A 26,628-nucleotide genomic window follows, 5' to 3' on the forward strand; every position below is an offset into this window, starting at 1 on the left:
AAATGGCATGGCAATGACCCATAATCGCACTTGTCAGAAAAATACATTGAGCGTACCGGGGGTTGAATGCACGATGCAGCGTGCCCCCAATTGCAGGAGATCCATCTCGTGACATCGACACAGTCCAATGCAGTCATTCTTCGTAATGCCATGCCTGCCGATATTGACGGGCTTTGCGCACTTGAGACAGCGAATTTCACAAGTGATGGTATCACACGTGCATCCTTTTTGCGTTTTCTGCGCCGTAGCTCGGCGCGTCTTCTTGTCGCGGACGCCGGCGACGGCGAACATCCCAACGTTGTCGGCTACGGCTTGTTGTTGTTGCGCGAAAATTCGATAACAGCACGGATATATTCACTGGCCATTTCCAAAGACTGGCGGGGCATCGGTCTGGGCACGCAACTTCTGGCCGGGATGGAAAACCTTGCCATCGAAGCTGGCTGTCTTCGCATTCGCCTTGAAGTGCGCATCGAAAACGATACCGCGCGTGGCCTTTATGAACGTCACGGATATCAAAAAGTTTCCGACCTGCCCGGATATTATGAAGATGGTGCGGATGGCATCCGTTTGCAGCATGACCTTTATGATGTCATTGCCGAAAAGTCGCCTGCGGTTTCAACTGGTGCACCGCTCATCCTTGTTGATCGGCTGTCTGACATCCCCTTTGCCGTTTCGGGTGCGCGCGTCATGCGGGTGCGCGATTATCTCGCCCTTGATCACGGGGTGCGCAACCGCCGTGTAATCAACCTGTGCCGGTCCTATGAATATCTGTCGCGTGGTTATTATTGCAGCCTGCTGGCCGCGGCCCGCGCTGAACGCGTGATCCCCGAAGCCGATGTTTTGCTGGACCTGAACTGGAAACGCCTGCAAAAGGCCGCACGCAATGATCTTGGCCCGCAAATTACCGAGGCGCTGACAAAACCGGGCGATCATCCGACCTATGTTGATGTCTATTTCGGGCGCAGCACGGATAAACGGTTTCGCCACATCGCCCAGCGGGCCTTTGATCAGTTCCGCTGCCCGATCCTGCGGCTGCATCTGAACAATAAAGATGGCAAAGCCTCCTTGCGCGAAATCGAAGCCCCATCACTAAGCCAGCTTAACAGCGGCCATATGACCGCATTTGAAGCCGCCTTGCGCGCCTATTTACGTGGACGTGTGCGCAAACAGGGCAACGTCACCCAACCCACCGCCTTGGTGGCAATCCTGCACGACCCCGACGAAATCATGCCGCCATCAGACAAAGACGCCCTTGCCCTTTTCGTGCAGGCCGCAGCCGACCTTGGCGCACGCGCCGAATTGATCACGGCAAAGGATTTTCATCATCTGTCAGAATTTGATGCTCTTCTGATCCGCGAAACCACCGCCCTTGACCACCACACCTATCGCTTTGCCAAACGCGCGGTAAAGGAAGGCATCCCGGTGATTGATGACCCGGACTCGATGCTGCGCTGTACCAACAAGGTCTATCTGGCCGAATTGCTCCGCACGCACCGCATTCCGGCGCCGAAAAGTGCGATTTTCGATAAGCGCCGCATTGGCGAAATCGGTCAGCAGTTTAGCTTCCCGTCGGTTCTGAAAGTGCCCGACGGATGTTTTTCACGCGGCGTGCGCAAGGTGAAATCGCCAGAACATCTGGCCGAAGTTGCCAGCGACATGTTCAAGAATTCCGAATTACTGGTCATTCAGGAATATGTCGAAACCACCTTTGACTGGCGCATTGGCGTTCTGGGCGGCGAAGCAATTTTTGCCAGCCGCTATTTCATGGCGCCGGGCCACTGGCAGATCGTCAAACATGAAGACGACGGTAAAAGTTACGAAGAAGGCGGGTTTGAAACCGTCGCCATCGAAGACGCCCCCCAAGACATCGTCACAACCGCCCTTGCCGCCGCACGGTTGATGGGCGACGGGCTTTATGGTGTCGATATGAAAGAAACCCCAAACGGTCCGATGGTGATTGAGGTCAATGATAACCCCAACATCGACGGCGGGGTTGAGGATGCCGTGCTTGGGATGGAGCTTTATCGCCGCATCATCGCCCATCTTCTGGGCAAGATCGCCCGTCCTTAATCACGCGGCGTGCAGACAAATCAAAGGCCGGGGATCGAAAGCGCGGATCACCCGGCCTTTTTGCTAACAAACACCGCCGCCTGCACTTTATCGCGGCCATAGCGCGCCATCAGATCAAACTCATGACGCAGGATCGGGAATGACAGGCAATCACTGCCGTTAAACGGGTCATGATCATCGCCAATATCAGGATCGGTGACATAGACAAACCGGTCATCAAAGCCCGACACCACCACCCAGTGGGGAATTTTATCGCCGTAAATGCGGTACTGGCTGATTAGAACCAGCGCCATCTGGCCGTTGCGCATACGGTTTTCAATCTCGGTCACGCCAAACGCACCAACAGATACGGGAATGCCTGCCTGTTCGATCTGACGGGCAAAATCATAATGCACCAGTTCGACCACTTCGCGGCTTTTGGCTTTGCGCACGGAATCAACAAAAAGCGGCCCGTCGCGACTGCGCAAGACCTCGACGTTAAACCCGCGTCGATCTGCCGCCAATGCCAAGCCCAACGGACCACAGCCGCCGTGACCTGATGTCATGAAAATAGTGGTGGCTTCGCGCCACAATGCGATTTCAAGGCTCCTGTCCATTTCAACCAACGGATCAAGCGCATTCATCGCCATCATCAAGGACGCCGGACCACAGGTGAATGGCAGGGTCTGGTGATAAAAATGGATCGGCGATGGCAGGCGCATTGATTGGGGCACAAGAACCCTTTCCATACGCAGGGCATCGGAATGGTCAGGATAATAATCGGGATACAGCGCAAATTCACGGTAACCGGCACCATGAAACAGCGCGATGGCAACCGCGTTGCCCTGACTGACTTCAAGCCGCAAAATCGGCGCGCCGTAATCAAGGCTAAGCTCCTCTGCCTGCCCCACAAGCGCGCGCCCGATGCCCTTTTGGCGAAAGTTCGGATCGACCGCCATCGAATAAAGCCGAGCCAACGCTACGTTGCTGCGAAACACCACCAAGGCATAGCCAACGACCGCGCCATCACATTCCGCAACGCGCAGACGTGCGGTTTCGCTGCCGATAAAGCGTTTGAACGCCCGGCGGCTTAGTCGGTCAATGTCAAAGGAACGGTTTTCAACATCACACAGGGCATCAAGATCCCCGTCATGTGCCAATCGAAACCCGATCTGGCTGTCATCAAGTTGGCCCAAAATCACACCTGCGTTGCGCACCCACGACATTCAAAGCATGTCACGGCGTCATATCGACACGAAACGTTTAAATGCAATAGTGCAATTTCGGTAAGCGTGCCGCGCATTTATGCCATGCGGCACTTCATGCAAGCACCCAACACTCAGCCGCGTGCGGAAATGCGTGGTACCAACGGCGACATATCATATCCGGCATCTGACGCTGATTTGATGATGTCTTGCACCGGCAGCTTACCCGCACTGGCCAAAGACCACAGGATCGTACAGCGCGTTCCGCTGCGGCAATAGGCAAATACCGGCTTTTCTGCCGCGGCAAGATTGGCGGCAAACGCATCGGCATCAGCATCAGCAACATTGCCGCTGGCGACAGGCTGAAAAATCGCTTTCATGCCCGCGGCTTCTGCCTTGGCGGCAATTTCCGCGAATGATGGCTGCCCCGGATCTTCGTCATCCGGGCGATTGCAAATGACGGTTTTGAAACCGGCTTTGGCAATCTCGTCAATGGCCTCTATTGGCAATTGCGGCGATACGGTCAGCTCATCACTCAAGCGTTTCATTTTTGTCTGTCCCCTTACAGCAGTTGCTATAACCGATGCCATTATCTGGCGGCTATGGCAACTGCCTGTGGGAAAAATACAGACAAAAACCCATCTTCCTCGATGTCCGTCCACTAGATATCTACCGGATGGCTATCTTCATTTTCCGCCTATTACATTCGCGTCGAACAGGTCCGTATCCCCAAAACGCGATACAACGGGCAAAACCGGAATACTGCCGTCACCAGCATCACAACCCCGGCGGCAACCATCAGCCAGCCATAAGCCCCGAACGCGACAATCGCATCATCAGGTTTAACCATCACGAACGGTATGGCCAAAAGTGCGAGCCCAAGAACAATCCGAAAGACACGATCCAACCCGCCAATATTTTTCATGGTTCTTCCTCGTCAACAGATACTGGTAAAACACCACATAACCATTACATCATAAAATAATGGAATACATTGACATGGCGCAACGTAGCGCAAAAATCTGTGCCAACAATGGAATTACGCTGCCAGTATCTTGTCGCGATGCCCCGCACGTGCCAAAAGACAAGAAACTTGAATGGGAAATCCGATACATGAGCACCCTCGCCGCGACGCAACCTGCACCCAAAATTGAACCCGCTGATGACTTTCCGGTTTGGCAGGAAAATCACCCATCTGGCACATTTTCCGACTGGCTGAAAGCATCGGTCTGTGATGACTGGAAACGGGTAACACACCATCCGTTTACCGATGCATGGGGTGACGGTGCCCTGCCCGGCGCCAACCTGAAAAATTATCTTATTCAGGATCATCGTTTTATTGACCGGTTTGTTGCCTTGCTGGCCGCGGCAGTTTCCCGTGCACCAACGCTAAAGGACCGCATTCCAGGGTGTCAGTTCCTTGCCCTTGTGACCGGTGCTGAAAACACCTATTTCGAACGATCATTTGACGCGCTTGGCGTTTCAGACGCGGACCGCGAAAATCAACCCGACTGGCCCGCAACCAAAGCCTTCAAACAGCTGATGACCGATGCAACAAACAGCAACAGCTACACCAACATGCTTGCGGTTTTGGCTGTTGCCGAAGGCACCTATCTTGGTTGGGCAGACCGGGTCAACACGGCCATCGCCAAACGCCCGGATGACTTTTGGTATTCCGAATGGCTCGATCTTCACATCGGTGCGTATTTCGAAAGTGTGATTGCCTATCTAAACGATCAGCTTGATCAGTGTGGCCCGGGTCTATCGGCCGATGACCGCGCGCAATGCCTTGATCATTTCCGCCGCGCGACATCGCTTGAAGTTGCCTTTTTCGATACCGCGTGGGGACCACAGGAATGACGACCATTCGCCAGTTCAAAGATAGTGACGCGCCACAGATGACGGCGATTTATCTTCGTGCTGTGACCGCACTTGGCAAGCTTCGCTATCACCCGGAACAAGTCGCCGTCTGGGCAAAGCTTACCCCTGATGCGGACCGATTGACCGAATTGATGAACGATGGACGCACGGGCTTTGTGGCCGTCACATCAGACGACACAGTCGTCGCGTTTGGCGATCTCGAGGCGGATGGTCACATCCAATTTCTGTATGCCGATCCTGACGTCGCCGGGACCGGCGTCGTCTCCACCCTGTATGACGCGATCGAAGCCAAGGCCACCGCCGACAACCTTGGTAAGATGTATTGCGAGGCCAGCGAACTTGCCAAAAGCTTCCTGCTGAAAAAGGGATTTAAGGTCGTCGAACGGCGCGACTTTGAAGTCGCAGGCGTTGCCATTCATAATTACGCCGTTGAAAAACGCCTGCGCGCACCGTCGGCCGCGACAGTAGCTTAAACCAACTCAGATTGACGCCAGCCAATTGCCCAATTCGGTCATACGGCGTTCCGCAAGACGCGCATTGTCATCAACGCCATATTGCCACGCCAAATCTTTCCGTCCGGGATGGTTATGCAGGGTCTCCCAGTCGTTTGCCATACGATCAAGTGCACCCTGATCGGCAAACAGACCCGCATCAATCAGACGCTGCCCATAACGGCGGAAAATTGCCGCCAGTTCCGCAAGCGTATATTCCGGATGATATTGCACACCCCAGAATCGCAGCCCGTCATTCTCCATGACAAAAGCCTGAATGTCGCTGTAATCGTTGCCCGCCAGAATAACCGCCCCCTCGGGCGCAACGGACACTTCATCCATATGAACCGTCAAGGCCGAAAAACACGCCGGTTTTCCCGAGTACATCGGGTGGCTGACACCTTCCGGGGTCAATTGGATCATGCGCCCGATGCCAATTTCACGCCCCTTGGGGATGGCACGGACCTGCCCGCCAAACGCGCGCGCAACGATCTGCATGCCCCAGCAACTGCCAAATACCGGAATACCACTGGCGACCGTCAATTTCGCAAGCGGTAACTGGTTAAGCACTGCTTCGTCGTCGATATAAGCGTTCAGCGCCGATCCGGTCCAGGCAATGCCATCAAAATCCGAGAGCTTTGCCCCGCTTGGCAAACAGTCAGGACCATCATCAGCAGGACGAATGATCGTGATATCAAGATCGGGATCAAGGTGCTTAAGGGCGGCTTCATATCCCTCGCCAGATGGTGTTCCGCCCAGAGAACGGTTAAGTTCGTTCACTGCACGCACATTGCCATCGACAATTAAAATTTTCATGCTTCCCTCATTCCAACACCCTGATCCCGCAAAAGACGCGTTTACGCGATGCCCCTAGCCGAGATCACCGACACAGGCCCGGCGGAATATCGCCGTATAGTCGGCAACCGAAAGTTCAATCGGGTTGCCACCATCAGACGGATCGCCCTTGGCCTTGACCGCAACTTCGTCGGCGCGATCAACATCAACACCGATTTCGGCCAGTGTATTAACCACCCCCAACCGTGAACGAAACGCCATAACCCATTCAAACAAGGTGTCAAAACCGGGTGACGCAAGGTCTAAAAGACGACACACGACCTTGCATTTTTCTTCAATTGCGCGGCGGTTGGCCTGCATGACATAGGGCAGCAAAATCGCATTGGTCAGGCCGTGATGGGTATCGAAAATCGCCCCGACCGGATGGGCCAGTGCATGAACCCCACCAAGTCCCTTTTGGAACGCGGTTGCCCCCATGGATGCCGCAGCCAGCATATCGGCACGGGCCTCGATGTCGCTTCCGTTATCGTAGGCGCGCGGCAAGGCCTCAGCAATCAGGCGCATGCCCTCAAGTGCAACACCTTCGGCCATCGGGTGATAGCCCGGCGCACAATACGCTTCAAAGCAATGCACAAAGGCATCAACACCCGTCGCTGCCGTCACATGCGCAGGCAGACCAACCGTCAGTTCGGGATCAGAAATAACGATGGCTGGCAGCATCTTGGGATGGAAGATGATTTTCTTTTCGTGAGTGTCTTCCTTGGTGATCACACTGGCACGGCCCACCTCAGACCCCGTGCCCGATGTTGTCGGCACGGCAATAATCGGCGCAATACCGTCTGGGTCCGCACGCGTCCACCAGTCACCGATATCCTCGAAATCCCACATCGGACGGGTTTGTCCGGCCATCAGGGCAACGGCCTTGGCCGCATCAAGCCCCGACCCACCGCCAAATGCGATGACGCCGTCATGGCTCCCTGCCCGGTAAACAGCCAGACCATCATCAACGTTCTTGCCCGTAGGGTTGCCCTTGACCCCGGCAAACAGGCCGGTCGGAATTCCAACAGCCTCATTTGCGGCAATCGCATCACGCACCATCGGCAGGTCTTTAAGACCCTCATCCGTGATCAGAAGCGGCTTTTTCATGCCTGTCGCCTTGCAGGCATCAGGCAATTCGGAAATACGGCCCGGACCAAAGCGAACAGAGGTCGGGAAGCTCCAGTTTCCAACAATCTTTTTAGTCATGTCTGTATCCTTTGCGCCAATCGGCGTCGTTAAATCTTTGTCCGCAGATGGAAGCTTTTAGGACGGGTAAGAGACTCATAGCCGACTTTCGACAACGTACACCCCCGTCCTGAATTCTTAACCCCGGTCCACGCAAGGGCAGGATCAAGATAATCCGCCCGGTTCATAAATACCGTCCCGGTCTGAAGCTGATCACCAATGCTCAGGGCCGCATCCTCATCTGTTGTCCAGATTGACGCCGTCAGACCAAATTCGCTGTCATTCATCAATGAAATGGCTTCTGCATCCGATTTGACTTTCATGATGCCGACAACCGGACCGAAACTTTCTTCGCTCATCACACGCATGGAATGGTCAACATTGATTAGAACCTGCGGCGCAAGATACGGCGTCCCTTCTGCGTTGGCGGCAAATTTTGTCGGATCAATCAGGGCCTTTGCCCCGTCACGGACGGCATCGGCAATCTGACCGCGCACAAATGCCGCCGAGGATGCACGCACCATCGGACCAAGATTGGTATCCGTATCAATCGGGCTGCCAAGTCGGTACTGCCCAACAAGATCAGCCGCCTTTTCGACAAACGCGTCAAAGACGCTTTCGTGGGCGTAAATACGTTCGATCCCGCAACAAGATTGACCGGTGTTAAAGAATGCACCGTCAATAACGTTTTCCACAGCATGGTCGAGATTGACATCAGAACGGATATACGCAGGATCCTTACCGCCCAGTTCCATGCCGGTTGCGATGAATTTACCGCCGACAGCTTTCTGAACGGCGTGACCACCGGGCACCGATCCGGTGAAATTGACATAATCGACGCGAACATCACCCATCAGTTTTTCAGCATTGGCATGACTAAGATGCAGATACTGAAACAGTCCCTTGGGCAGGCCTGCGGCCTCAAACGCCTGTGCAAAGCGTTCTGCGCACAGCGGGGTTTGATGCGAATGTTTCAGAACCACGGCATTGCCTGCCATCAAGGCCGGCACAACACCATTCACCGCCGTCAGGTATGGGAAGTTCCAGGGCGCGATGATTGCAACAACGCCAAGTGCCTCACGACGAATAAACCGGTTGAACCCGTCCTTCTCACCCGGATGATAATCGGCAAGGGCTTCGGGCGCGATGTCGATCATGTAATCGGCACGTTCTTTAAAACCGGCAACCTCGCCTGCACCTTGGGAAATCGGACGACCCATTTGCCAACTGATTTCTGCGGCAATTTCGTCCTTCTTTGCGACAAAGGCGGCAACGGCCTTGCGCAGGATTTCCTGACGGGTTGCAACTGGTACGCTGCGCCATTCGGCTTGCGCCGCGCGGGCAACATCAAGTGCGGTATTGATCTCGGCCGCACCAGCAAGCGGGCGCTCGACATAAACCGAACCGTCAACGGGCGAGATAGTGCGTAAACTCTCAGACATAGTGCCTCACAGTTAAAGATGTGATGAGTGATTTGATCGAGGTATCAACAGGGTTGGTTCCACTCGATAGTCCCGATCAAATAATTTCGAAATAACGCTGCAATTCCCAATCGGTAATCGCCTTGCGAAATTCGCGCTCTTCCCATTCGCGTGACTGGGCGTAATGGGTGACGAATTCTTCGCCAAACAACGATTTTGCCGCTTCGGAATTGCGCAGGCGTCCGGCGGCCTCAAAAAGCGTTGCTGGCAATGTCACGTCTTCTGGGAATTCTTGTTCATAGGCGTTGCCGACAACCATTTCACCCGGCTCCACCTTGTTCTCGATCCCCCAAAGTCCTGAACCAATCGCTGCCGAAAGCGCGATATAGGGGTTTATGTCCGCCGCAGCAATCCGATATTCAACCCGCTGCGATTTTTCACTCCCCGGAATGACCCGAAGAGCCGTTGTACGGTTTTCAACACCCCAGGTCGCCGTCGTTGGCGCCCAGAAACCGGGAACCAGACGGGAATAACTATTTACCGTGCACGCCACCATCGACAGCAGCTCAGGCATCAGTTTCTGCTGCCCGCCAAGGAACCAGCGCATTTCATCGGACATGTTGTCGGGCTTATCAGCGTCATAGAATGCAGCACGGCCATCCTTGCCCTTAATCGAGACATGCATATGCCCGGACTGTCCCGGCCAATCGGGCGACCATTTTGCCATAAAGGTTGCCATCCAACCGGCCCGTTGCGCCAAAACCTTGGTAAAGGTCTTGAAAAGTGCCGCCTTGTCAGCAGCCATAAGAGCCTCGTCGTGCATGATCGCAGCTTCGAGAACCCCCGGACCGGTTTCGGTATGCAATCCCTCAATCGGGAAATCCATGCTTTCGCCAAGTTCAAGCAGGTCGCGATAGAATTCCGAGTGCACTGAATTGCGCAACATCGAATACCCATAGAAACCCGGCGTGATGTTGGTCAGATTGCGATAGTTTTTCTCCCGCACGGAATGCGGCGTTTCCTCAAACAGGAAGAATTCGAACTCGCACGCGGCTGAAACGTCGTATCCCATGTTCGATGCCTTATCGAGGACACGGCGCAACGTTCCACGCGGACAAACGGTTTCCGCCCGTCCTTCGAACTCACCCAGAAACAGGATTGTGTCGTCTTCCATTGGCAATTCACGGCAGCTTTCCGGGATCACCCGCACCGGTGCATCCGGATAGGCCGTATGCCAGCCGGTGAATTCCGATTTATCATAAAGCTGATCATTTGAATCCCAGCCCAGAACCACGTCACAAAAAGCAAAACCGGAATCAAGAGCCGACAAAAATTTATCGCGATGCATATATTTGCCGCGCATAATTCCATCGACGTCGAACACCCCGATTTTGACGAATTTGATATCACGTTCCTGAATAAGTTTTCGTGCGTCATCGGCGGTTTTGACATCTTGCGCCTGCATCGGTGGCCTCCTGTTATTTGGGCTTTGTTATTACGTCAAATTGGTCGTTTTTCCCGGCTTTCTCGACGCATTTTTTTGATTTTCTCAACGAAAAATATATTACATTTTCGAACAAATATACATAAATTTTGATTTTTTGTATTATTTATTACAACTTAAAAATACTTCAAATTCAAGTAGATGCAGGGCACCGAATATCCGGAAACATCTGGTGCCCTGCCCGCTCAATTGATCGGCTTAGCTGTAACGATACGGCTTACCAGCCTTCTCCATCACCGCAGCATACTGCTTGAAGATATCGACAACCTTCGCGCAACGCGGACTGGTCTGTGCGATTTCATCCCAGAACTTGTGTGCTTCGGCTTCAACCGTTGCCCATTCGCTGTCCGGGATTGAGGTCAGCTTCATCTTTGTGCCCTGTGTACGGAGTTTGGCTTCGCCACCCCAGTACCAGTGCTGACGATAATAGTGGGAACTGTCCATGCACAATTTAAACAGCACTTTCAGATGGTCCGGAAGCTCGTTCCAGCGTTCTTCATTGGCAAAGAACGAACCACACCAGGCACCGGAGATATTGTTGGTCAGGAAGTAATTGGTCACATCAGCCCAACCGACCGTGTAATCCTCGGTAATGCCCGACCATGCGATGCCGTCAAGCTCGCCGGTCTGAACTGCAACCTCAATGTCTTCCCATGGCAACGTCACCGGAACGACCCCGAAACGTGACAGGAACTTACCCGCCGTCGGGAAGGTAAAGACGCGCTTGCCCTTAAGGTCGGCAAGGCTGTGGATTGGCTCAACAGTTGCAAAGTGGCAAGGATCCCACGAACCAGCCGAAAGCCACTTAACGCCTTCCACTTCGCCGTATGCTTCTTCCCAGATTTCGTTCAGGCCGTATTCTTCAAACAGGACCGGAACATCAAGGCTGTAGCGGGTGGCAAATGGGAAATAACCGCCAAAGACCGAAACATCAACTGGGGCTGCGATCGAGTCATCGTCTGACTGAACCGCATCAATGGTACCACGCTGCATGGCACGGAAAAGTTCACCGGTCGGGACCAGCTGATCGGCATAGTAAAGCTCGATTTCCATTTCACCATTGGCGACCTTGTTAAAGGCATCAATCGCCGGTTTGATCACATGCTCGCCCAGTGCCGGGCCCGCATATGTCTGCAAACGCCAAGTGATCTTTGCGTTCTGCGCCTTGACGTAAGGCGAAGCGAACGCTGTGGTACCGGCTGCAGCAGTTACAATACCGGCTTTTTTCATAAAGTCGCGTCTCGTCGTCATTGTATCATCTCCCTGATCGATGAAGTTTGTTAACGCACTTGTTGTACTGCCCTGCCCGTCAATCGGGCTCGACAGCGCCTCCTCTTCTTGAAAATCAACACCTCCCCTGAATTGCTTTTTTTAGTGGCTGGCGGGGCCAATCCGACCCCGCCAGTAGTGGGTCTTCAGGCTGTTCACCGGGCGTAGTGCCATTCTGGCAGCCACAGCGCGATTTGCGGGAACACCATCACAACGCCAAGCGCAATCGCCATAATGATCACAAACGGCGTAATCGACTTATAGATGTCCTTTAACGTCACCTCTGGCGGCGCCATGGCGCGCATCAGGAACAAATTGTACCCAAACGGAGGTGTCATATAGGCGATCTGACAGGTGATCGTATAAAGCACGCCATACCAGACCAGATCGAAACCAAGTGCGCCGACCAGCGGCACATAAAGCGGCGCGACAATCACCAGCATTGCGGTGTCATCAAGGAACATTCCCATCAGGATGAAGGAAATCTGCATCATGATCAGGATCTGCCAAGGACCAAGTCCCAGCTTATCAACAAAGAAACCCTCAATCGCCTTGACTGCGCCCAAGCCATCAAACACCGCCCCGAATGCGAGGGCCGCCAAAATGATCCACATGAACATGCAACTGATCGACAACGTCTTGCGAAGGGTTTCTTCCATGACCGAACGATTAAGGCGACGCTTGGCCAAGGCCGCAAGGGTTGCGGCAAGTGCGCCAACAGCCGAACTTTCAACAAGCGATGTAATCCCCATCAGGAACAAACCGGTCATCGAGAAGAAGATGAAAAGCGGAACAACCCCGGCCTTGAGCAAGCCGATCTTTTCCGACAACGTGATTTCCGCACGTTCTTCCTTGCTAAGTGCCGGGCCCATATCAGGCTGTATCCAGCACCGAACGGCAATATAAAGGATAAACATCCCCGCCATCATCAAACCGGGGAATACGCCCGCAAGCCAGAGTTGCCCGACAGGCTGACGCGCAATCATGCCATAGAGCACCAGAACAACGCTTGGCGGCACCAGAATACCCAGCGAACTGCCCGCCTGGATCACCCCGGTCACCATGACTTTGTCATAACCGCGCCGCAAAAGTTCCGGCAAGGCGATACTGGCGCCGATGGCCATGCCCGCAACGCTCAGGCCATTCATGGCAGAAACCGCAACCATCAAGACAATTGTCCCGATGGCAAGGCCCCCACGCACCGGCCCCATCCAGACATGGAACATCCGGTACAAATCATCCGCCAGCCCGGATTCCGACAGCATATAGCCCATGTAAACGAACAGCGGCAACGTCAGAAGCGGATACCATTTCATCAACTTCATGGCGGCACTGAACGCCATTTCTGATCCGCCGTCGCCCCACATGCCAAGGGCAAAAACAACCGCGACAAAACCAATGGCACCGAAAACCCGTTTCCCGGTCAGAAGCATCAGCATCATCGTGGAAAACATCAGAAGAGCAATCATTTCATAACTCATGAAAGGCTCTCCCCACGGGCTGCGGCCAGATCCTTAAAGAAGGTCGCAATCGCCTGAAGTAACATCATAAACACGCCAAATGTCATGATCGACTTTATCGGCGTCATGGGTGGCGACCAGGCCGAATAGCTGGTCTCGTTATACTGAAAAGCATAAGAGGTCGACGAAATGCCGCCATACAGCAAAAATGCCAGATAGAAGATCAGAAACAGGATTGTAATCGCATCAAGTCCGGCCTGTTTGCGCGGCGACAATGCGCCATACAGCAAATCCATCCGGACATGTGAGTCCAGTTGCATGGAATAGCCGCCCCCCAGCAGAAAATACGACACCATGATAAATTGTGCGGCTTCCAGCGTCCAAAGAGCCGGGAACTCCATCAGCTTGGTGACCGAGGAATAAATAAGCACGGCAAGCATTGCGAAAATCAAATACATGGCAAACCGGCCAATAATCCGATTAACGCGATCCACCCATCTGACATAGGTTTTGATAAACTCAGGCATTTAACGCCACTCCAACATCTCCCAGTTTATAGGTCGTAACGGCCCGTAACGCCCCGGTCAGACGCAAACACACCTGTTGCCGTCCACACCATGTGCGGACAGATCGAGTATCGACGTCTGCTTTGAACGGAAAGACTTCAGGCCCTGACAACCCATATTACGCCCCCTTGAATGCATGCCCCCATGACGGGACATGCCGCGTGATAACCCGCCTCCCTGAAAGACCGAACAATCACCAAGTCATTGAATTATTTTGCTGCTTTTCGCGGCATGGGTTTAACCCTTTGTAATGAACGTTACATGAATTCAATTTTCATGACAAGAACATCAGTTGTTGTAAAATTCATTACAATCATTGTATTTGTATGACAGGCAGGTTAAACCGCGCCTGACCCTACCTATACAGGGGTACTTGACCATTCTGGGTGAATGGTATGAACGGGGAAAGTTGCACTTGGACGTGACGCAGCAGGACACAAAACCAACCGTCGCCGAACAAATCACGCAAAAGGCTGATACGCTGACGGCATCGGAACGCAAGCTGGCCCATGCCCTGCTTGGCAATTATCCAATGGCCGGGCTTGAGACGGTTGCGACTTTTGCTGATCGTTGCGGCGTTTCTGCCCCGACGGTCCTGCGTTTCGCCAGTAAAATCGGCTTTGACAGCTACCCCGACATGCAGGCCAGACTACGTGGCGAACTCGAAGCACGCCTTCAGTCACCCTTGACCCGAAGCAGCCTGCCCCGGTCACGCAACCGGTCCAGCCATCCGATGGGTGAACTACTTCATGAAATCGCAGAAGCAGCAACCAACAACATTCGAACCAGCCTTGCCAATATCAATCCGGCGGAATTGCAAAGCGCGATCAAACTGATCGGTGATTGCAAAGGATCTGTTTATTTGCTGGGGGGGCGTTTCACATCAGCACTGGCGGTCTATGCCTATGAACATCTTCGCACCATGCGAAGCCATGTCCGCCGCGTGTCGGGCCAAAGTGCAAAATGGGCAGAAGATCTTCTTGATATCGGCAAGCGCGACGTTCTGGTTATCTTTGATGTCCGTCGCTATCAGTCTGATGTGATTGCCTTTGCCGAAGCCGCCTCAAAACAGGACGCAAAGATCATCCTGTTTACCGACCAGTGGCTAAGCCCCATCGCCCAGTTTGCCCGCCACGTTTTCCCGGTGCGCATCGAAACCGGCACGACATGGGACAGCTCGGCCGCCAGCATGGTCATGCTTGAAGCCCTGCTCGAAGGTGTGGGTCAACATAACCCAGACCAAGTTCGCGCACGCATCAAACATCTTGAAGCTTTGCGCCGCCCCTCCCAACCATAAGTTCGAGGCCACGCATCTCAAGAAAACCGCTGCCGCACATCAGTGTATCAGCAGTATCTAATCGCGCAACCCACGCTTGGCCGTGGCCAGAACCCGGTCGATGTAGGCATCCGATTGCCCGACATAATTGGCTGGATCACGCACCGCTGCCCAATCCACCGGCGCATCGGTCAGTTTGGGCAGTTCATCAAACAGATTGGATTGATTGGACGCCGAGCGCGCCAGGCCATCCTTGACCAATTTATCCGCCGCATCGCGCCCCACATGATCGGCCAGCGCAAATGTCGCCGCCTCGGCCAGCATCGCCCCGCGTGACAGGTCAAGATTGGCCGCCATGCGGTCCTGATTAACTTTAAGCGCGGGCACCATATCGACTGCCTGCGCAAGTGCGGTTCCCGCCGCCATAATCATTTGCGGCAAGGTCAACCATTCCAGAAGCCAGCTTGACCCGGATCGTTCGTGATCATGAAGCTGCGACTGGGCAAAGGTCCCCAACTGACCGGCATTAAACCGCGCCAACGTCACCAGCATTTCCGCCTGCACCGGATTGGATTTATGGGGCATGGTCGATGATCCCCCACCCTTGCCCGGCTGGACTTCGGCAATTTCCGACTGCGCGAGTAAAACAAGGTCCTGCCCCATCTTGCCCAGCGCGCCGGTTAACGCTGTTAACTGGCTGGCGAAATCGACCAAAACATCACGCTGCGCATGCCATGGCATGTCGCTGGTTTCAAGATCAAGTTCCTCCGCCAGATTGTTTTCAACCGCTGCGGCCTTACCCCCAAGGGATGCCAGCGTCCCCGCAGCCCCACCAAACGACAGGCGCAGCAAATCATGCGAAAGCCCCTCAATCCGCCGATCAATCCGCACCAACGGTGCTAACCAGCCCGCTGCCTTAAGTCCGAATGTCGTCGGCACGGCCTGTTGGGATCGGGTCCGCCCGATCATCACAGTGTTGCGGTGTGTCTCGGACATGACCGAAAGCGATTTGGCCAGTTTGCGAATGCGCCGCCGCATGATCGAAATGACATCGCGTAGCCGCAACACAAGCCCGGTATCAACCACATCCTGACTGGTCGCCCCGAAATGCACGTAGCGCGCATCACCGCCATCAATTTCCGCCTTAAGCGCCTTAACCAATGCCGGAACCGGCACGCCTGAACTTGCCGTACCCGCCGCCAAACTTGCCGGGTCAGGCTGAAAATCGCGGCACACCTCGGCAATTCTGGTCGCACTTGCTTCGGGGATCACGCCCGCGCGCGCTTGGGCGGCGGCCAATGCTGCCTCAAACAACAGCATCGATGCAATCTGCGCGCTGTCCTCAAACAGTTCGGCGATTTCGCGGTCGGCGAAAAGACCGCCAAGCAGGGCGGAATCAAAGGGCGAAATGGTCATCAGGCTTAATCCACCATCATCAACAGGTGTGAAATCAGGGTGCGAGTGTCGCGCCACCAACACCGTTGGTCAACACCGCAAAAAGCCAAGCCCCTGCCCGTCAACCGGCACAGGGGCTTGGCTTTAAAAATCAGTCAAGATTAAACCGCCTCAAGCGCAATCGCGATGCCCTGACCAACGCCAATGCACATGGTCGCCAGCGCATATTTACCCCCGGTGCGTTTAAGCTGAAGGGCTGCCGTCCCTGCAATACGTGCACCCGACATACCCAACGGATGACCAAGCGCAATCGCCCCGCCATTGGGGTTCACCCGCGCATCATCATCGGCAATGCCAAGATCACGAAGGGTCGCCAAACCTTGCGATGCAAAGGCTTCGTTCAACTCAATCACATCAAGCTGATCGGTGGTCCAGCCCAAACGCGTCAAAAGCTTTTTGCTGGCCAGTGCCGGGCCAAAGCCCATGATGCGCGGCGCAACACCCGCCGTCGCACCGCCAACAACCTTGGCAATCGGCGTCAGGCCGTATTTCTTGACCGCTGCTTCAGACGCGATGATCAAAGCCGCCGCGCCATCATTGACACCCGATGCATTGCCCGCCGTCACCGATCCGCCTTCGCGGAACGGGGTCGGCAATTTAGACAGCTTTTCCGCCGTGGTACCCGGACGCGGATGTTCATCCTTATCGACAATAACCGGATCGGCCTTGCGTTGTGGAATGGTCACCGGGGTAATTTCTTCGCCCAGAATACCGTTTTCCTGTGCCGCAACGGCTTTGTCCTGTGATCGGGCGGCAAATGCGTCCTGATCTTCGCGCGAAACTTTGAAATCCTCGGCGACGTTTTCACCGGTTTCGGGCATGGATTCCACGCCGTACTGTTTCTTCATCACCGGGTTCACAAACCGCCAGCCAATCGTCGTGTCATAGATTTCCGCATTGCGCGAAAAGGCCGAGGATGCCTTGGGCATCACAAACGGTGCACGTGACATGCTTTCAACACCACCCGCAATCATCAAATCGGCTTCACCGGCCTTGATCGCACGCGCGGCAATAATGATCGCATCCATGCCCGACCCGCACAGGCGGTTGACCGTGGTGCCGGTCACTGTTTCAGGCAAACCGGCCAAAAGTGCGGACATGCGTGCAACGTTACGGTTGTCTTCACCGGCCTGATTGGCACAGCCAAAAATGATGTCTTCCACCGCGCCAAAATCGACACCGGGATTGCGGTCCATCAACGCCTTAAGCGGAATAGCGCCCAAATCATCGGCGCGCACCTGAGACAGGCTGCCACCAAAGCGGCCAATCGGGGTGCGGATGTAATCGCAAATATATGCGTCAGCCATGTTCTTGATCCTTGCTGGCAGTCTTACTGCTGGCCTTCATGGGCCTTGGCGGTACGGGCATGCAGTTCACGCAGAACTTTAAGCTCGTTTTCATTCGGGATCGGAGTTTGCGCAACTTCGTCTGCAAATTCAACGTCCCAGCCGGTATTTTCGATGATATCTTCGCGCGTCACACCGGGATGGATCGACGTCACGATGAACTGTTTGCCCACCGGATGCGGTTCCATGATGCAAAGATCGGTAATCAAACGCGACGGTCCCTTGGTATCCACACCATAGGACGCGCGATCATCCCCGCCCGTGCCATGCCCCAGCGACGTCACAAAATCGATCTTTTGCACAAAACCGCGTTTGCTTTGCTTCATCACCAAAAACACTTCGCCGCAGCTTGTCGCAATCTCCGGCGCACCACCACCGCCCGGAAGGCGGACTTTGGGATCGTCGTAATCGCCAATCACAGTGGTGTTGATGTTGCCAAATTTATCAAGCTGTGCCGCACCAAGGAAGCCGACCGAAATCTTGCCACCCTGAAGCCAATAACGGAACATTTCCGGCACGGCCACGGTGTTCATCGCCGTTTCACACAGCTCACCATCACCGATGGATAACGGCAAAACATCTGGCTTGGTGCCAATCGTGCCACTTTCATAAATCAGCGTCAGTTGCGGCGCATGGGTCAACCGCGCCAGATTACAGGCCGCAGACGGCATGCCAATACCAACAAAGCACACATCGTCGTTTTTAAGCGCACGTGCGGCGGATACCGTCATCATTTCAGTCGGGGTATAGTCAACCATGATCTTTTCTCCGCTTACGCTTTGTTGGCGCGACACTTGGCCGCGAAATCTTCGGGCCCGCCATTCATCACATGTTCTTCGATCCAGGCTTTAAACGCCTCGCGGTCGCGCGCAATCGGGTCCCACGCCTTATAAAACGCATTGTCGCGCTTGTAATATCCTTGGGCATAGGACGGATGTGCGCCACCCGGCACCTCGACAATCGCGGTCACGGCCCAATTCGGCAACATCACAGCATTTGGCGAAATATCACCAAAATCATCAACGATCTCTTCGACCGTAATGATCGATTTCTTGGCGGCCAGAACAGCTTCTTTTTGCACGCCGACAATGCCTTCAAACAGGACATCGCCCTTTTTGTTGGCTTTCTGGGCATGCACAACCGTCGCGTCCGGGCGGATTGACGGCACCGCGGCCAAACTTTCGCCAGTGAACGGGCATTCGATGAACTTGATATTCTTGTTCACACGCGGCAATTCCGCACCACGGTATCCTTTAAATACCGCACACGGCAGGCCCGCCGCCCCGGCGTCATAGGCATTTGCCATCGCCGCGTGACTGTGTTCTTCGATTTCAAGTTTATGCGGCCAGTGTTCCTGAACCGCTTCGCGCAGACGATGCAACGATCCAACCCCGGGATTACCACCCCATGAAAACACCAGTTTCTTGGCACAACCCGCCCCGATCAACTGATCGTAAATCACATCTGGCGTCATCCGGATCAGGGTCAAATCCTTGATCCCCTGACGGATCACTTCATGCCCGGCGGCATGCGGGATCAGATGGGTGAACCCTTCCATCGCGATGGTGTCGCCATCCTTAATGCAGGATGCGACGGCTTGTTTAAGCGTCATGAAACGTGCAACCACGGCAAAAACTCCTGTGGTATCAAACCAACAAAACAGAACAAACGCGGGGCCAGAGCCCTGATAACGTTAGGAATAAGGGTCGATGGCTGTGACAGCTGGCTTTCCCCAAAGCAGCACCCACAGCCATCGCGCCAGATCGACTTACACGTCGAAGAACACGGTTTCCGCATTCCCCTGCATGTGGATATCGATCCGGTATTCAATTCCGGTCGACGTTTCGACACGCTTGGCAATCAAGGTGTCGCGACGATCGGCGGGTACTGATTGCAGGACATCGTCCTTGGCATTCAACGCGGCCTCATCATCGAAATAAAACCGGGTAAAGGCGTGAACAAGCATGCCGCGCATAAAGACAATCACATTGACAAGCGGTGCCTTGGCATCTTCGACCACACCGGGTTTGATCGTCTCAAACCAGAACCGGTTATCGGCATCCGTGCCCGTCCCGCAACGGCCAAGGCCGCGGAAACCACTATCGGCAACATCAACCGGATTTTCGCTGTAAACACCATTGGCATCGGCCTGCCAGATTTCGATCATCGCATCATTTACGCGATTACCTTCGCCGTCAAAAACGGTGCCGGTAATGCGGATGTGCTCGCCATCGGCATCCGGGCCGGCAACGGTCGGATTGACGATATCGCTAAAGTCGTATCCATACTGTCCAGCGGTCAGGCCATAGGCGAAATACGGGCCAACCGTCTGTGAGGGGGTTTCACCATATGCCATGACTTAATTCTCCATCGGGGTGCCGTTGCGTCCGCGAAGGACAATGTCAAACTGATAACCAAGGGCAAAGCCCTCCTCGGTCTTCTCAATCGAGAATTTGGCAATCAGACGTTCGCGCGCCGCCGCATCCTTGGTTTCAAGGAAGATCGGATCAAGATCAAGCAACGGATCGCCCGGAAAATACATCTGGGTGACAAGACGGGTGGCAAACCCCGGACCAAACACCGACAGATGGATATGGTTTGGACGCCACGCGTTGAAATGGTTGCCCCACGGATAGGCGCCGGGCTTAATCGTATAGAACATGTAATTGCCGTTGGCATCGGTGATGCACCGGCCCGATCCCCGGAAGTTCGGATCAAGCGGTGCGTCATGCTGGTCAACTTTATGCACATAACGCCCGGCCGCATTGGCCTGCCAGATTTCAACAACAATATCGGGCTGCGGGCGGCCATCGGTATCAAGCACACGCCCATGCACCACAATGCGCTCGCCAAGCGGCTCACCATTGGTGATGCCGTTTTTGGTCAGATCGAAATCAAATTCACGCACCGATGCCGGGGCAAAGCGCGGGCCTGTCCCCTCGGTCAATCCTGATTTGATCGCAAGCGGCGGACGCGACGGGCCACGCAACAAGGTGGACTTGTAACCCGGCGCAATAAGCGGGGCGTGGGATCCCCAATCACGCGGTTTGAAAACGGACATGTGACTACTCTCCCTTGGGCGCCGCGTCGATCTCGGCATAGGTTTGTTTGGCAATGCGGAAAGCCGTATTGGCGGCGGGAACACCGGCATAGACCGCAACATGCATCAGGGTTTCACGGATATCATCGCGCGTCGCTCCGGTATTGAGTGTCGCGCGAATGTGCATGGCAAGTTCTTCTTCATGACCAAGCCCCGCCAGAAGAGCGATGGTCACAATCGAACGTTCACGCTTGGTAAATTTGTCACTCGTCCAGACACCGTTCCAGACATTTTCAGTGATATAGCGCTGAAAACCTTCGTCAATTTCGGTGATGTTTTTCGATGCACGATCCACATGCGCATCGCCCAAAACAGAACGGCGGGTTTTCATGCCAACGTCATACCGGCTCTCAGACAAGGTTATTCTCCTTGGTAAATCGGTCGATCAACCGGGTAAGCTGTTCCGGGGTTTCGATGCACGGCAAATGCCCGACCCCGTCGATCAGTTCAAATGTCGCATTCGGGATCATGTCCGCCATTGCGCGCACCACATCGGGCGGCGTTGCAAGGTCAACTGATCCACAGATGCATAAGGTCGGCACAGAAATTTTGCCCGCCGCATCGCGCAAGTCCCCGTCGCGAAGTGCGACACAGGTACCGATATAGCCATCTGCGGTCGTGCGGACCAGCATGTCGCGATACATCGCGGTTTCAAGCGGACGGTTGGCACGAAAATCAGGCGACAACCAGCGTTCCATAATCGCATCACCCAGAACCTCGATCCCGTCGGCCTTGATCGCCTCAATCCGGCTGTTCCAGCCGTCATAATCGCCAAGTTTCGATGCGGTATCACACAGGATCAGGCCACGAATACGCTCTGGCTGCTCGGCGATAACTTTCTGGGCAATCAAACCACCCACCGACAGACCGCAAATGATCACCTGATCAAGACCAAGATGATCCAGCAACCCGATCAGGTCATTGGCATGCAACGCCACGTCATATGGCGCATCACCAATCCCTGAAAGCCCGTGACCGCGTTTGTCATAGGTGACAATGTTAAACCGGTCCGAAAGCCCGGCAACAACATCGTCCCAGATCCGCAAATCGGTACCGAGAGAATTCGAAAAAACCAGCACCGGGCCGTCTTTTGGGCCGGTCTGGGCATAATGGATATGTGTCCCGTTGATCGGGGCGACGTGTAAACTCATGTCGTTTCCACCCTGACTATTTCGCCCTACATTCTCAGACGGTTTTGGTTATGTAAAATGAGGATTTGCGTATTTTGCATAACTATATAAGTATACAAGTACCATAAATAAGACGATCCCAATAACGATCCGCCTCACGGTAGCAGGGTAGCATGCTGGACCAACGTATTAAGTTTCGCCACCTGACGTGTTTTCTCGAAGTTGCCCGCCAACGCAGCGTTGGCAAAGCCGCCGATACATTGTCAATCACCCAGCCCGCCGTCTCAAAAACCATCCGCGAACTTGAAGAACATCTTGATGCGCGGCTGTTCGACCGATCAAAACGCGGTGTCACCCTGACCGATTTTGGCAAGGTGTTCCTGCGCTATGCCGGGGCCAGTGTCACGGCCTTGCGCCAAGGTGTCGACAGCATCAGTCAGGTCCGCATGCAAGGTGGATTGTCGATTAATCTTGGCGTTTTGCCAACGGTTGCGGCAAGTGTGATGCCCGCCGCCATTCGCCGGTTCAAGGCGCTTAGCCCTGACACCACCGTAAAGGTTGTCGCCGGGCCAAACGTCATGTTGATGGGGCAATTACGCGTTGGTGAGCTTGATCTGGTGGTCGGACGGCTGGCCGAACCTGATCAGATGTCGGGATTGTCGTTCATCCATCTCTATTCCGAACATATTTCGCTGGTCGCCCGCCCCGGCCATCCATTATTGGCCGATAAAAACCCCGACATCACCCGCATTCGCGAATTTACGGTTCTGGTCCCGCCCAAACACGCGATCATTCATTCGACGGTTGATAAAATGCTGATTGCCCATGGGATCGGTGCCCTACCGGACCGGATCGAAACTGTTTCGACATCTTTTGGTCGGGCCTTTACCCGTGAAACCGATGCGATTTGGATCATATCAAACGGGGCTGTGGCATCCGATATCGCCGAGGGTAACTTGGTTGAACTGCCGATTGATACCAGCGACACCTTTGGTCCGGTGGGCTTGACCACCCGAATTGATAGCCCGGTATCGCCCCCCGTCGAAATGTTGATCAATGCCGTACGTGAAGAAGCATCCGCCCATCACACAACACTTTCGAGCAGGAAGTCATAATCGTTTGGTTATGCATATGTGCTTACATATCATTATACATAACCATCTCGTGCCCATTAGATTGGTTCAAAATCGGCATGGCAGAACTGCGTCAACCGCAGGCCACGCCTAAAAACAGTCCTAAAAACAAGAATAAAATATCTTGGAAAACTTCGTACTTTAAGGGTGCGCATCGTGGCTGAAACGTTTGCCAGTGTTATGAACGCGGCAAAACGTTCAAAGGAGGAAGAATGAAACACATCACCAAATTGCTGGCTGGTGCTGCTGTCGCGACCATGGTGTCGTTCGGCGCACACGCACAGGAAGTTACCCTGACCGTTCACCATTTCCTGGGTCCGAAAGCACCGGCCCAGTCGAAAATGATCGAGCCATGGGCAAAGAAAATCGAAGAAGAATCAAACGGCCGTATCAAGTTTGAAATCTTCCCGTCCATGTCTTTGGGCGGCAACCCGCCGGAACTGTATCGTCAGGTCCGTGATGGTGTTGCTGATATCGTCTGGACCCTGCCGGGTTATACCCCGGGTGTGTTCCCGCGTTTGGAAGTCTTTGAACTTCCGGGCGTTCACCTTGGTGATGCACGCGCAACCAACCTTGCGATGTGGGACCTCAAAGACGAATACGCCGAAGACCTGAAAGACGTTCATACCCTTGCGGTTCACGTTCATGCCGGTCAGGCCATCCATCTGACCGAAAAAGACGTCCGCACGGTTGAAGACGTCAAAGGCCTGAAACTGCGCACCCCGACCCGTACCGGGTCATGGATGATCGAAGCATGGGGCGCTGAACCCGTTGGCATGCCGGTCCCGGCTCTGCCGCAGGCAATGTCACTTGGCGTTGTTGATGGCGGTCTGGTGCCGTTCGAAGTGGTGCCGCCACTTAAACTGGCTGAACTGGTTTCCTATTCCGTCGAAGGCGAAGGTGTAAATTCACGCTTTGGCACCTCGACCTTCCTGTTCGCGATGAACAAGGACCGTTACGACAGCCTGCCTGATGATCTCAAGGAAATCCTTGATCGCAATTCCGGTCGTGAGTTTGCCGGTCATATCGGCGATGTCTTTAACGACGTCGAAGAAGTCGGCAAAAAAATGATCAACGATGGCAAAGGTCAGGTCGTTCAGCTGACGGCAGAACAAAAAGCAACCTTTGATGCCCCGGCCGCAACCGTTGTGGATCGCTGGATCGAAGAAGCAAGCTCGAATGGTATCGACGGTGCAAAACTGGTCGAAGACGCCAAAGCAGCCGTTCTGTCCCATACCAAGTAACCTTTTCAAGGTACTGGAAAATCTTGTGGGGTCACGTATCATGCGATGCGTGACCCTGTTTTTCCCGCGAGATTGTTAAGGTCCGGACCCTAATCATATGAAAAACGTGCTAAATAAGGCCGCCGCCTGGTTTGCCGTTGCCGGCGGGTTTCTTGCCCTGCTGATTGCTGTGGTGACGATGGTCAATGTGACCGCGTTTGGCCTCGACAAACTGGCCCGACTGTTTGACGCCAATGTCCCCGCGATCATCGGCTACGAAGATTTCGTCAGCATGATCGTCAGTTCGGCAGCATTGATGTTCTTTCCCTACTGCCAGTCGCGCCACGGCCATGTCGCTGTTGACGTGTTCATTAAAATGTTTCCGACGTGGTTTGCCCGTGTTGTCGACACGGCATCGGGCATCTGCATGACGCTGCTGGCACTGTTCCTTGGCTATATGATGGTGCATGGACTGATCGAAGTGCGCAGCGACAATACGCTTTCGGCAATTCTGGGGTGGCAGATCTGGCCGTTTTATGTGCCGGGCATCGCATCGATGTTCCTGTGGGCGCTGATTGCCGGAAATCAGGTTTTCGAAAGAGAGTCCAATGTCTGAACGCGAATTAATCGGCCTTGGTGGCCTTGGGCTGCTGTTCTTCATTCTCGCACTGCGCGTTCCGGTTGGCCTTGCAATGGTGGGTGTCGGGATTGGCGGCAACTATGTGCTCAGCCTGTTCTTCCCGTTCCTGCGGTTTGATCCGTATCTGCAGCAATTCAAATCCCTGTTTTACGGGATTGTGTCGAACTATGAACTGTCCGTCGTGCCGCTGTTTGTCTTGATGGGCTATCTTGCCAGTCAGGCCAACCTGTCACGCGATTTGTTTCAGGGGGTCAATGCCATCCTTGGCCGGTTCCGGGGGGGCGTTGCCATGGCCGCCATTGGTGCCTGCGCCGGGTTTGGCGCGGTCTGCGGATCATCGCTTGCCACCGCATCGACCATGGGCAAAGTCGCCCTGCCTGAACTCGACCGGCTGAAATATTCGCCGCGTCTGGCAACCGGTACGCTGGCGGCGGGCGGCACACTTGGCATCCTGATCCCGCCATCGGTCGCCCTTGTGATCTATGCGGTCACCGTCGAAGCATCAATCATTCAGATGTTTCAAGCCGCGATCATTCCGGGCCTCATCGCGGTTCTGTTCTTTATGGCGGTGATTGCCATTCAGGTGCGCATCAACCCGTCACTGGCCCCGATACCCGCCCCGATGCCCCCGGCCGAACGCAAAGAAGCCCTGCTGCGCCTGATCCCTGTCATGGTGATCTTTGGCGCGATCATTCTGGGTCTGGGTGCCGGTCTGTTCACCCCGACCCCGGCTGCCGGTGTTGGCGTGTTCGCCATTCTGGTATATGGCGCCTACATGCGTTGGCGTGGTAAGGGCGGCCTGTCGATGAAGGGGCTGGTTCAGTCGCTTAAGGACACGGCGGTAACGTCTTCGATGATTTTCTTCATCCTTCTGGGTGCCGAAATCCTTAAAGGCTTCTTTAGCCGTGCCAACCTTCCGGCCTATATGGCCGAAGCTGCGGCCACCAGCGGCCTTGATCCGTGGCTGATCATGGTTCTGATGCTCCTCGCCCTGATCGTTCTGGGCTGCTTCATGGAAAGCCTGTCGATGATCGTCGTGGTGATCCCGTTCTTCTGGCCGGCCCTTGTTGACATCAATGGTGGCGATTGGGCAACGGCGGCAACGGCGGCCTATGGCATGGGGGCCGAGGACCTTAAAATCTGGTTTGGTATTCTCGCTCTGATTGTCGTCGAATTGGGGCTGATAACACCACCCGTCGGGCTTAACGTGTTTATCATTAACGCGCTGGCCAAGGGTGTCCCGATGAGCCAGACCTTCCGGGGTGTGATGCCGTTCTTTGGCGCAGAGATTATCCGTATTTTTCTGATCATCTTCGTCCCGGCACTCACCTTGTTTGTGCCCTCGTTCCTCGGTGGATAGCCAGTTACCAATAAGAACACCAAAGCCCGCCATTTCCGATGGCGGGCTTTTCTTTTGATCACACCGAAAACAGGGTAAACTCGGTCATCCGTTTCCGTGC

At 54.5% G+C, this 26,628-nt stretch carries 26 protein-coding genes; 8 read left to right on the forward strand and 18 right to left on the reverse strand.

Annotated features, from left to right (window positions below; translation table 11 throughout):
- Positions 1 to 108 precede the first annotated feature (108 nt).
- Entirely contained in the window at positions 109 to 2,070 is a 1,962-nt protein-coding gene (locus AMM48_RS03280; RefSeq protein WP_102782874.1) for a GNAT family N-acetyltransferase, read from the forward strand.
- Between the two features lie 47 nt (positions 2,071 to 2,117).
- Here the strand turns inward: AMM48_RS03280 and AMM48_RS03285 are convergent, their stop codons facing one another.
- The 3 genes from AMM48_RS03285 to AMM48_RS03295 all read right to left on the reverse strand — a co-directional run bounded on the left by AMM48_RS03285 (position 2,118) and on the right by AMM48_RS03295 (position 4,179).
- Positions 2,118 to 3,275: a peptidase C39 family protein gene (locus AMM48_RS03285; protein WP_102782875.1), complete on the reverse strand. Its 1,158-nt coding sequence runs from the start codon at positions 3,273 to 3,275 to the stop codon at positions 2,118 to 2,120.
- Between the two features lie 113 nt (positions 3,276 to 3,388).
- On the reverse strand, positions 3,389 to 3,802 hold the full coding sequence (locus AMM48_RS03290; RefSeq protein ID WP_102782876.1) for a TIGR01244 family sulfur transferase: 414 nt from the start codon (positions 3,800 to 3,802) through the stop codon (positions 3,389 to 3,391).
- Between the two features lie 152 nt (positions 3,803 to 3,954).
- Positions 3,955 to 4,179, reverse strand: coding sequence for a DUF2892 domain-containing protein (locus AMM48_RS03295; protein ID WP_102782877.1), 225 nt, complete (start codon positions 4,177 to 4,179; stop codon positions 3,955 to 3,957).
- Between the two features lie 188 nt (positions 4,180 to 4,367).
- Between AMM48_RS03295 and AMM48_RS03300 the strand changes: the two genes are divergently transcribed.
- Together AMM48_RS03300 and AMM48_RS03305 are read left to right on the forward strand one after the other, a co-directional pair.
- Positions 4,368 to 5,114 carry a TenA family protein gene (locus AMM48_RS03300; RefSeq protein WP_102782986.1) on the forward strand — a complete coding sequence of 249 codons (747 nt, stop codon included), beginning with the start codon at positions 4,368 to 4,370 and terminating at the stop codon, positions 5,112 to 5,114.
- Positions 5,111 to 5,608 (forward strand): GNAT family N-acetyltransferase, encoded by a 498-nt coding sequence (locus tag AMM48_RS03305; protein WP_102782878.1) that lies wholly within the window; start codon positions 5,111 to 5,113, stop codon positions 5,606 to 5,608. Before AMM48_RS03300 ends, AMM48_RS03305 begins: the two co-directional genes overlap by 4 nt.
- A 6-nt stretch (positions 5,609 to 5,614) precedes the next feature.
- Here AMM48_RS03305 and AMM48_RS03310 read toward each other — a convergent pair whose 3' ends face one another.
- The 7 genes from AMM48_RS03310 to AMM48_RS03340 form a co-directional block, all read right to left on the reverse strand.
- Entirely contained in the window at positions 5,615 to 6,442 is an 828-nt protein-coding gene (locus tag AMM48_RS03310; protein WP_102782879.1) for a type 1 glutamine amidotransferase, read from the reverse strand.
- A gap of 54 nt (positions 6,443 to 6,496) precedes the next feature.
- Positions 6,497 to 7,666 (reverse strand): iron-containing alcohol dehydrogenase, encoded by a 1,170-nt coding sequence (locus tag AMM48_RS03315; protein WP_102782880.1) that lies wholly within the window; start codon positions 7,664 to 7,666, stop codon positions 6,497 to 6,499.
- Positions 7,667 to 7,695: 29 nt separating this feature from the next.
- Positions 7,696 to 9,087, reverse strand: a complete 1,392-nt coding sequence (locus tag AMM48_RS03320; protein ID WP_102782881.1) for an aldehyde dehydrogenase family protein — start codon at positions 9,085 to 9,087, stop codon at positions 7,696 to 7,698.
- A gap of 76 nt (positions 9,088 to 9,163) precedes the next feature.
- Entirely contained in the window at positions 9,164 to 10,531 is a 1,368-nt protein-coding gene (locus tag AMM48_RS03325) for a glutamine synthetase (RefSeq protein ID WP_101300784.1), read from the reverse strand.
- Between the two features lie 237 nt (positions 10,532 to 10,768).
- On the reverse strand, positions 10,769 to 11,821 hold the full coding sequence (locus AMM48_RS03330) for a TRAP transporter substrate-binding protein (RefSeq protein ID WP_102782882.1): 1,053 nt from the start codon (positions 11,819 to 11,821) through the stop codon (positions 10,769 to 10,771).
- A gap of 173 nt (positions 11,822 to 11,994) precedes the next feature.
- Positions 11,995 to 13,320, reverse strand: a complete 1,326-nt coding sequence (locus AMM48_RS03335; RefSeq protein WP_022732486.1) for a TRAP transporter large permease subunit — start codon at positions 13,318 to 13,320, stop codon at positions 11,995 to 11,997.
- The gene (locus tag AMM48_RS03340) at positions 13,317 to 13,826 is read right to left on the reverse strand and encodes a TRAP transporter small permease subunit (protein ID WP_022732487.1); all 510 of its coding nucleotides are present in this window, start codon (positions 13,824 to 13,826) and stop codon (positions 13,317 to 13,319) included. The genes AMM48_RS03335 and AMM48_RS03340 overlap by 4 nt, the downstream gene beginning before the upstream one ends.
- Before the next feature lie 460 nt (positions 13,827 to 14,286).
- Here AMM48_RS03340 and AMM48_RS03345 point away from each other — a divergent pair, with 460 nt between their 5' ends.
- Positions 14,287 to 15,162 (forward strand): MurR/RpiR family transcriptional regulator, encoded by an 876-nt coding sequence (locus AMM48_RS03345; protein ID WP_158246415.1) that lies wholly within the window; start codon positions 14,287 to 14,289, stop codon positions 15,160 to 15,162.
- A 57-nt stretch (positions 15,163 to 15,219) separates the two neighbouring features.
- Here AMM48_RS03345 and AMM48_RS03350 read toward each other — a convergent pair whose 3' ends face one another.
- The 8 genes from AMM48_RS03350 to pcaD form a co-directional block, all read right to left on the reverse strand.
- On the reverse strand, positions 15,220 to 16,557 hold the full coding sequence (locus tag AMM48_RS03350) for a 3-carboxy-cis,cis-muconate cycloisomerase (protein WP_102782884.1): 1,338 nt from the start codon (positions 16,555 to 16,557) through the stop codon (positions 15,220 to 15,222).
- A gap of 140 nt (positions 16,558 to 16,697) precedes the next feature.
- Positions 16,698 to 17,903 (reverse strand): 3-oxoadipyl-CoA thiolase, encoded by a 1,206-nt coding sequence (pcaF, locus tag AMM48_RS03355; RefSeq protein ID WP_102782885.1) that lies wholly within the window; start codon positions 17,901 to 17,903, stop codon positions 16,698 to 16,700.
- A 23-nt stretch (positions 17,904 to 17,926) separates the two neighbouring features.
- Positions 17,927 to 18,700, reverse strand: coding sequence for a CoA-transferase subunit beta (locus tag AMM48_RS03360; RefSeq protein WP_102782886.1), 774 nt, complete (start codon positions 18,698 to 18,700; stop codon positions 17,927 to 17,929).
- A gap of 14 nt (positions 18,701 to 18,714) precedes the next feature.
- The gene (locus AMM48_RS03365; protein WP_102782887.1) at positions 18,715 to 19,569 is read right to left on the reverse strand and encodes a CoA transferase subunit A; all 855 of its coding nucleotides are present in this window, start codon (positions 19,567 to 19,569) and stop codon (positions 18,715 to 18,717) included.
- Positions 19,570 to 19,710: 141 nt separating this feature from the next.
- Positions 19,711 to 20,298: a protocatechuate 3,4-dioxygenase subunit alpha gene (pcaG, locus tag AMM48_RS03370; protein ID WP_102782888.1), complete on the reverse strand. Its 588-nt coding sequence runs from the start codon at positions 20,296 to 20,298 to the stop codon at positions 19,711 to 19,713.
- 3 nt (positions 20,299 to 20,301) lie between these two features.
- On the reverse strand, positions 20,302 to 21,003 hold the full coding sequence (gene pcaH / locus AMM48_RS03375; protein WP_102782889.1) for a protocatechuate 3,4-dioxygenase subunit beta: 702 nt from the start codon (positions 21,001 to 21,003) through the stop codon (positions 20,302 to 20,304).
- Between the two features lie 4 nt (positions 21,004 to 21,007).
- Complete coding sequence (gene pcaC / locus AMM48_RS03380; RefSeq protein ID WP_022732495.1) at positions 21,008 to 21,400, reverse strand: 4-carboxymuconolactone decarboxylase; 393 nt, start codon at positions 21,398 to 21,400, stop codon at positions 21,008 to 21,010.
- Positions 21,393 to 22,193 carry a 3-oxoadipate enol-lactonase gene (pcaD, locus tag AMM48_RS03385; RefSeq protein ID WP_102782890.1) on the reverse strand — a complete coding sequence of 267 codons (801 nt, stop codon included), beginning with the start codon at positions 22,191 to 22,193 and terminating at the stop codon, positions 21,393 to 21,395. The genes pcaC and pcaD overlap by 8 nt, the downstream gene beginning before the upstream one ends.
- A gap of 152 nt (positions 22,194 to 22,345) precedes the next feature.
- Between pcaD and pcaQ the strand changes: the two genes are divergently transcribed.
- From pcaQ to AMM48_RS03405, 4 genes are all read left to right on the forward strand, one after another.
- Positions 22,346 to 23,287 carry a pca operon transcription factor PcaQ gene (gene pcaQ / locus AMM48_RS03390; RefSeq protein WP_022732497.1) on the forward strand — a complete coding sequence of 314 codons (942 nt, stop codon included), beginning with the start codon at positions 22,346 to 22,348 and terminating at the stop codon, positions 23,285 to 23,287.
- Positions 23,288 to 23,517: 230 nt separating this feature from the next.
- The gene (locus AMM48_RS03395) at positions 23,518 to 24,549 is read left to right on the forward strand and encodes a TRAP transporter substrate-binding protein (RefSeq protein WP_102782891.1); all 1,032 of its coding nucleotides are present in this window, start codon (positions 23,518 to 23,520) and stop codon (positions 24,547 to 24,549) included.
- Between the two features lie 97 nt (positions 24,550 to 24,646).
- Entirely contained in the window at positions 24,647 to 25,144 is a 498-nt protein-coding gene (locus tag AMM48_RS03400) for a TRAP transporter small permease subunit (protein WP_102782892.1), read from the forward strand.
- Complete coding sequence (locus tag AMM48_RS03405) at positions 25,137 to 26,528, forward strand: TRAP transporter large permease (RefSeq protein ID WP_102782893.1); 1,392 nt, start codon at positions 25,137 to 25,139, stop codon at positions 26,526 to 26,528. Before AMM48_RS03400 ends, AMM48_RS03405 begins: the two co-directional genes overlap by 8 nt.
- Positions 26,529 to 26,628 lie beyond the last annotated feature (100 nt).

The organism is Thalassospira sp. GB04J01 (assembly GCF_000751115.1).
Lineage (GTDB): Bacteria > Pseudomonadota > Alphaproteobacteria > Rhodospirillales > Thalassospiraceae > Thalassospira > Thalassospira lucentensis.

Coding starts and splice junctions, on each gene's coding strand:
- pcaH (WP_102782889.1), bottom strand. CDS start 21,003: ATGTCCGTTTTCAAACCGCGTGATTGGGGATCCCACGCCCCGCTTATT.
- AMM48_RS03290 (WP_102782876.1), bottom strand. CDS start 3,802: ATGAAACGCTTGAGTGATGAGCTGACCGTATCGCCGCAATTGCCAATA.
- AMM48_RS03350 (WP_102782884.1), bottom strand. CDS start 16,557: ATGACCATTTCGCCCTTTGATTCCGCCCTGCTTGGCGGTCTTTTCGCC.
- AMM48_RS03320 (WP_102782881.1), bottom strand. CDS start 9,087: ATGTCTGAGAGTTTACGCACTATCTCGCCCGTTGACGGTTCGGTTTAT.
- pcaF (WP_102782885.1), bottom strand. CDS start 17,903: ATGGCTGACGCATATATTTGCGATTACATCCGCACCCCGATTGGCCGC.
- AMM48_RS03310 (WP_102782879.1), bottom strand. CDS start 6,442: ATGAAAATTTTAATTGTCGATGGCAATGTGCGTGCAGTGAACGAACTT.
- AMM48_RS03285 (WP_102782875.1), bottom strand. CDS start 3,275: ATGTCGTGGGTGCGCAACGCAGGTGTGATTTTGGGCCAACTTGATGAC.
- AMM48_RS03300 (WP_102782986.1), top strand. CDS start 4,368: ATGAGCACCCTCGCCGCGACGCAACCTGCACCCAAAATTGAACCCGCT.
- AMM48_RS03295 (WP_102782877.1), bottom strand. CDS start 4,179: ATGAAAAATATTGGCGGGTTGGATCGTGTCTTTCGGATTGTTCTTGGG.
- AMM48_RS03340 (WP_022732487.1), bottom strand. CDS start 13,826: ATGCCTGAGTTTATCAAAACCTATGTCAGATGGGTGGATCGCGTTAAT.
- AMM48_RS03315 (WP_102782880.1), bottom strand. CDS start 7,666: ATGACTAAAAAGATTGTTGGAAACTGGAGCTTCCCGACCTCTGTTCGC.
- AMM48_RS03335 (WP_022732486.1), bottom strand. CDS start 13,320: ATGAGTTATGAAATGATTGCTCTTCTGATGTTTTCCACGATGATGCTG.
- pcaD (WP_102782890.1), bottom strand. CDS start 22,193: ATGAGTTTACACGTCGCCCCGATCAACGGGACACATATCCATTATGCC.
- AMM48_RS03400 (WP_102782892.1), top strand. CDS start 24,647: ATGAAAAACGTGCTAAATAAGGCCGCCGCCTGGTTTGCCGTTGCCGGC.
- AMM48_RS03330 (WP_102782882.1), bottom strand. CDS start 11,821: ATGACGACGAGACGCGACTTTATGAAAAAAGCCGGTATTGTAACTGCT.
- AMM48_RS03360 (WP_102782886.1), bottom strand. CDS start 18,700: ATGGTTGACTATACCCCGACTGAAATGATGACGGTATCCGCCGCACGT.
- pcaG (WP_102782888.1), bottom strand. CDS start 20,298: ATGGCATATGGTGAAACCCCCTCACAGACGGTTGGCCCGTATTTCGCC.
- AMM48_RS03305 (WP_102782878.1), top strand. CDS start 5,111: ATGACGACCATTCGCCAGTTCAAAGATAGTGACGCGCCACAGATGACG.
- AMM48_RS03325 (WP_101300784.1), bottom strand. CDS start 10,531: ATGCAGGCGCAAGATGTCAAAACCGCCGATGACGCACGAAAACTTATT.
- AMM48_RS03395 (WP_102782891.1), top strand. CDS start 23,518: ATGAAACACATCACCAAATTGCTGGCTGGTGCTGCTGTCGCGACCATG.
- pcaQ (WP_022732497.1), top strand. CDS start 22,346: ATGCTGGACCAACGTATTAAGTTTCGCCACCTGACGTGTTTTCTCGAA.
- AMM48_RS03405 (WP_102782893.1), top strand. CDS start 25,137: ATGTCTGAACGCGAATTAATCGGCCTTGGTGGCCTTGGGCTGCTGTTC.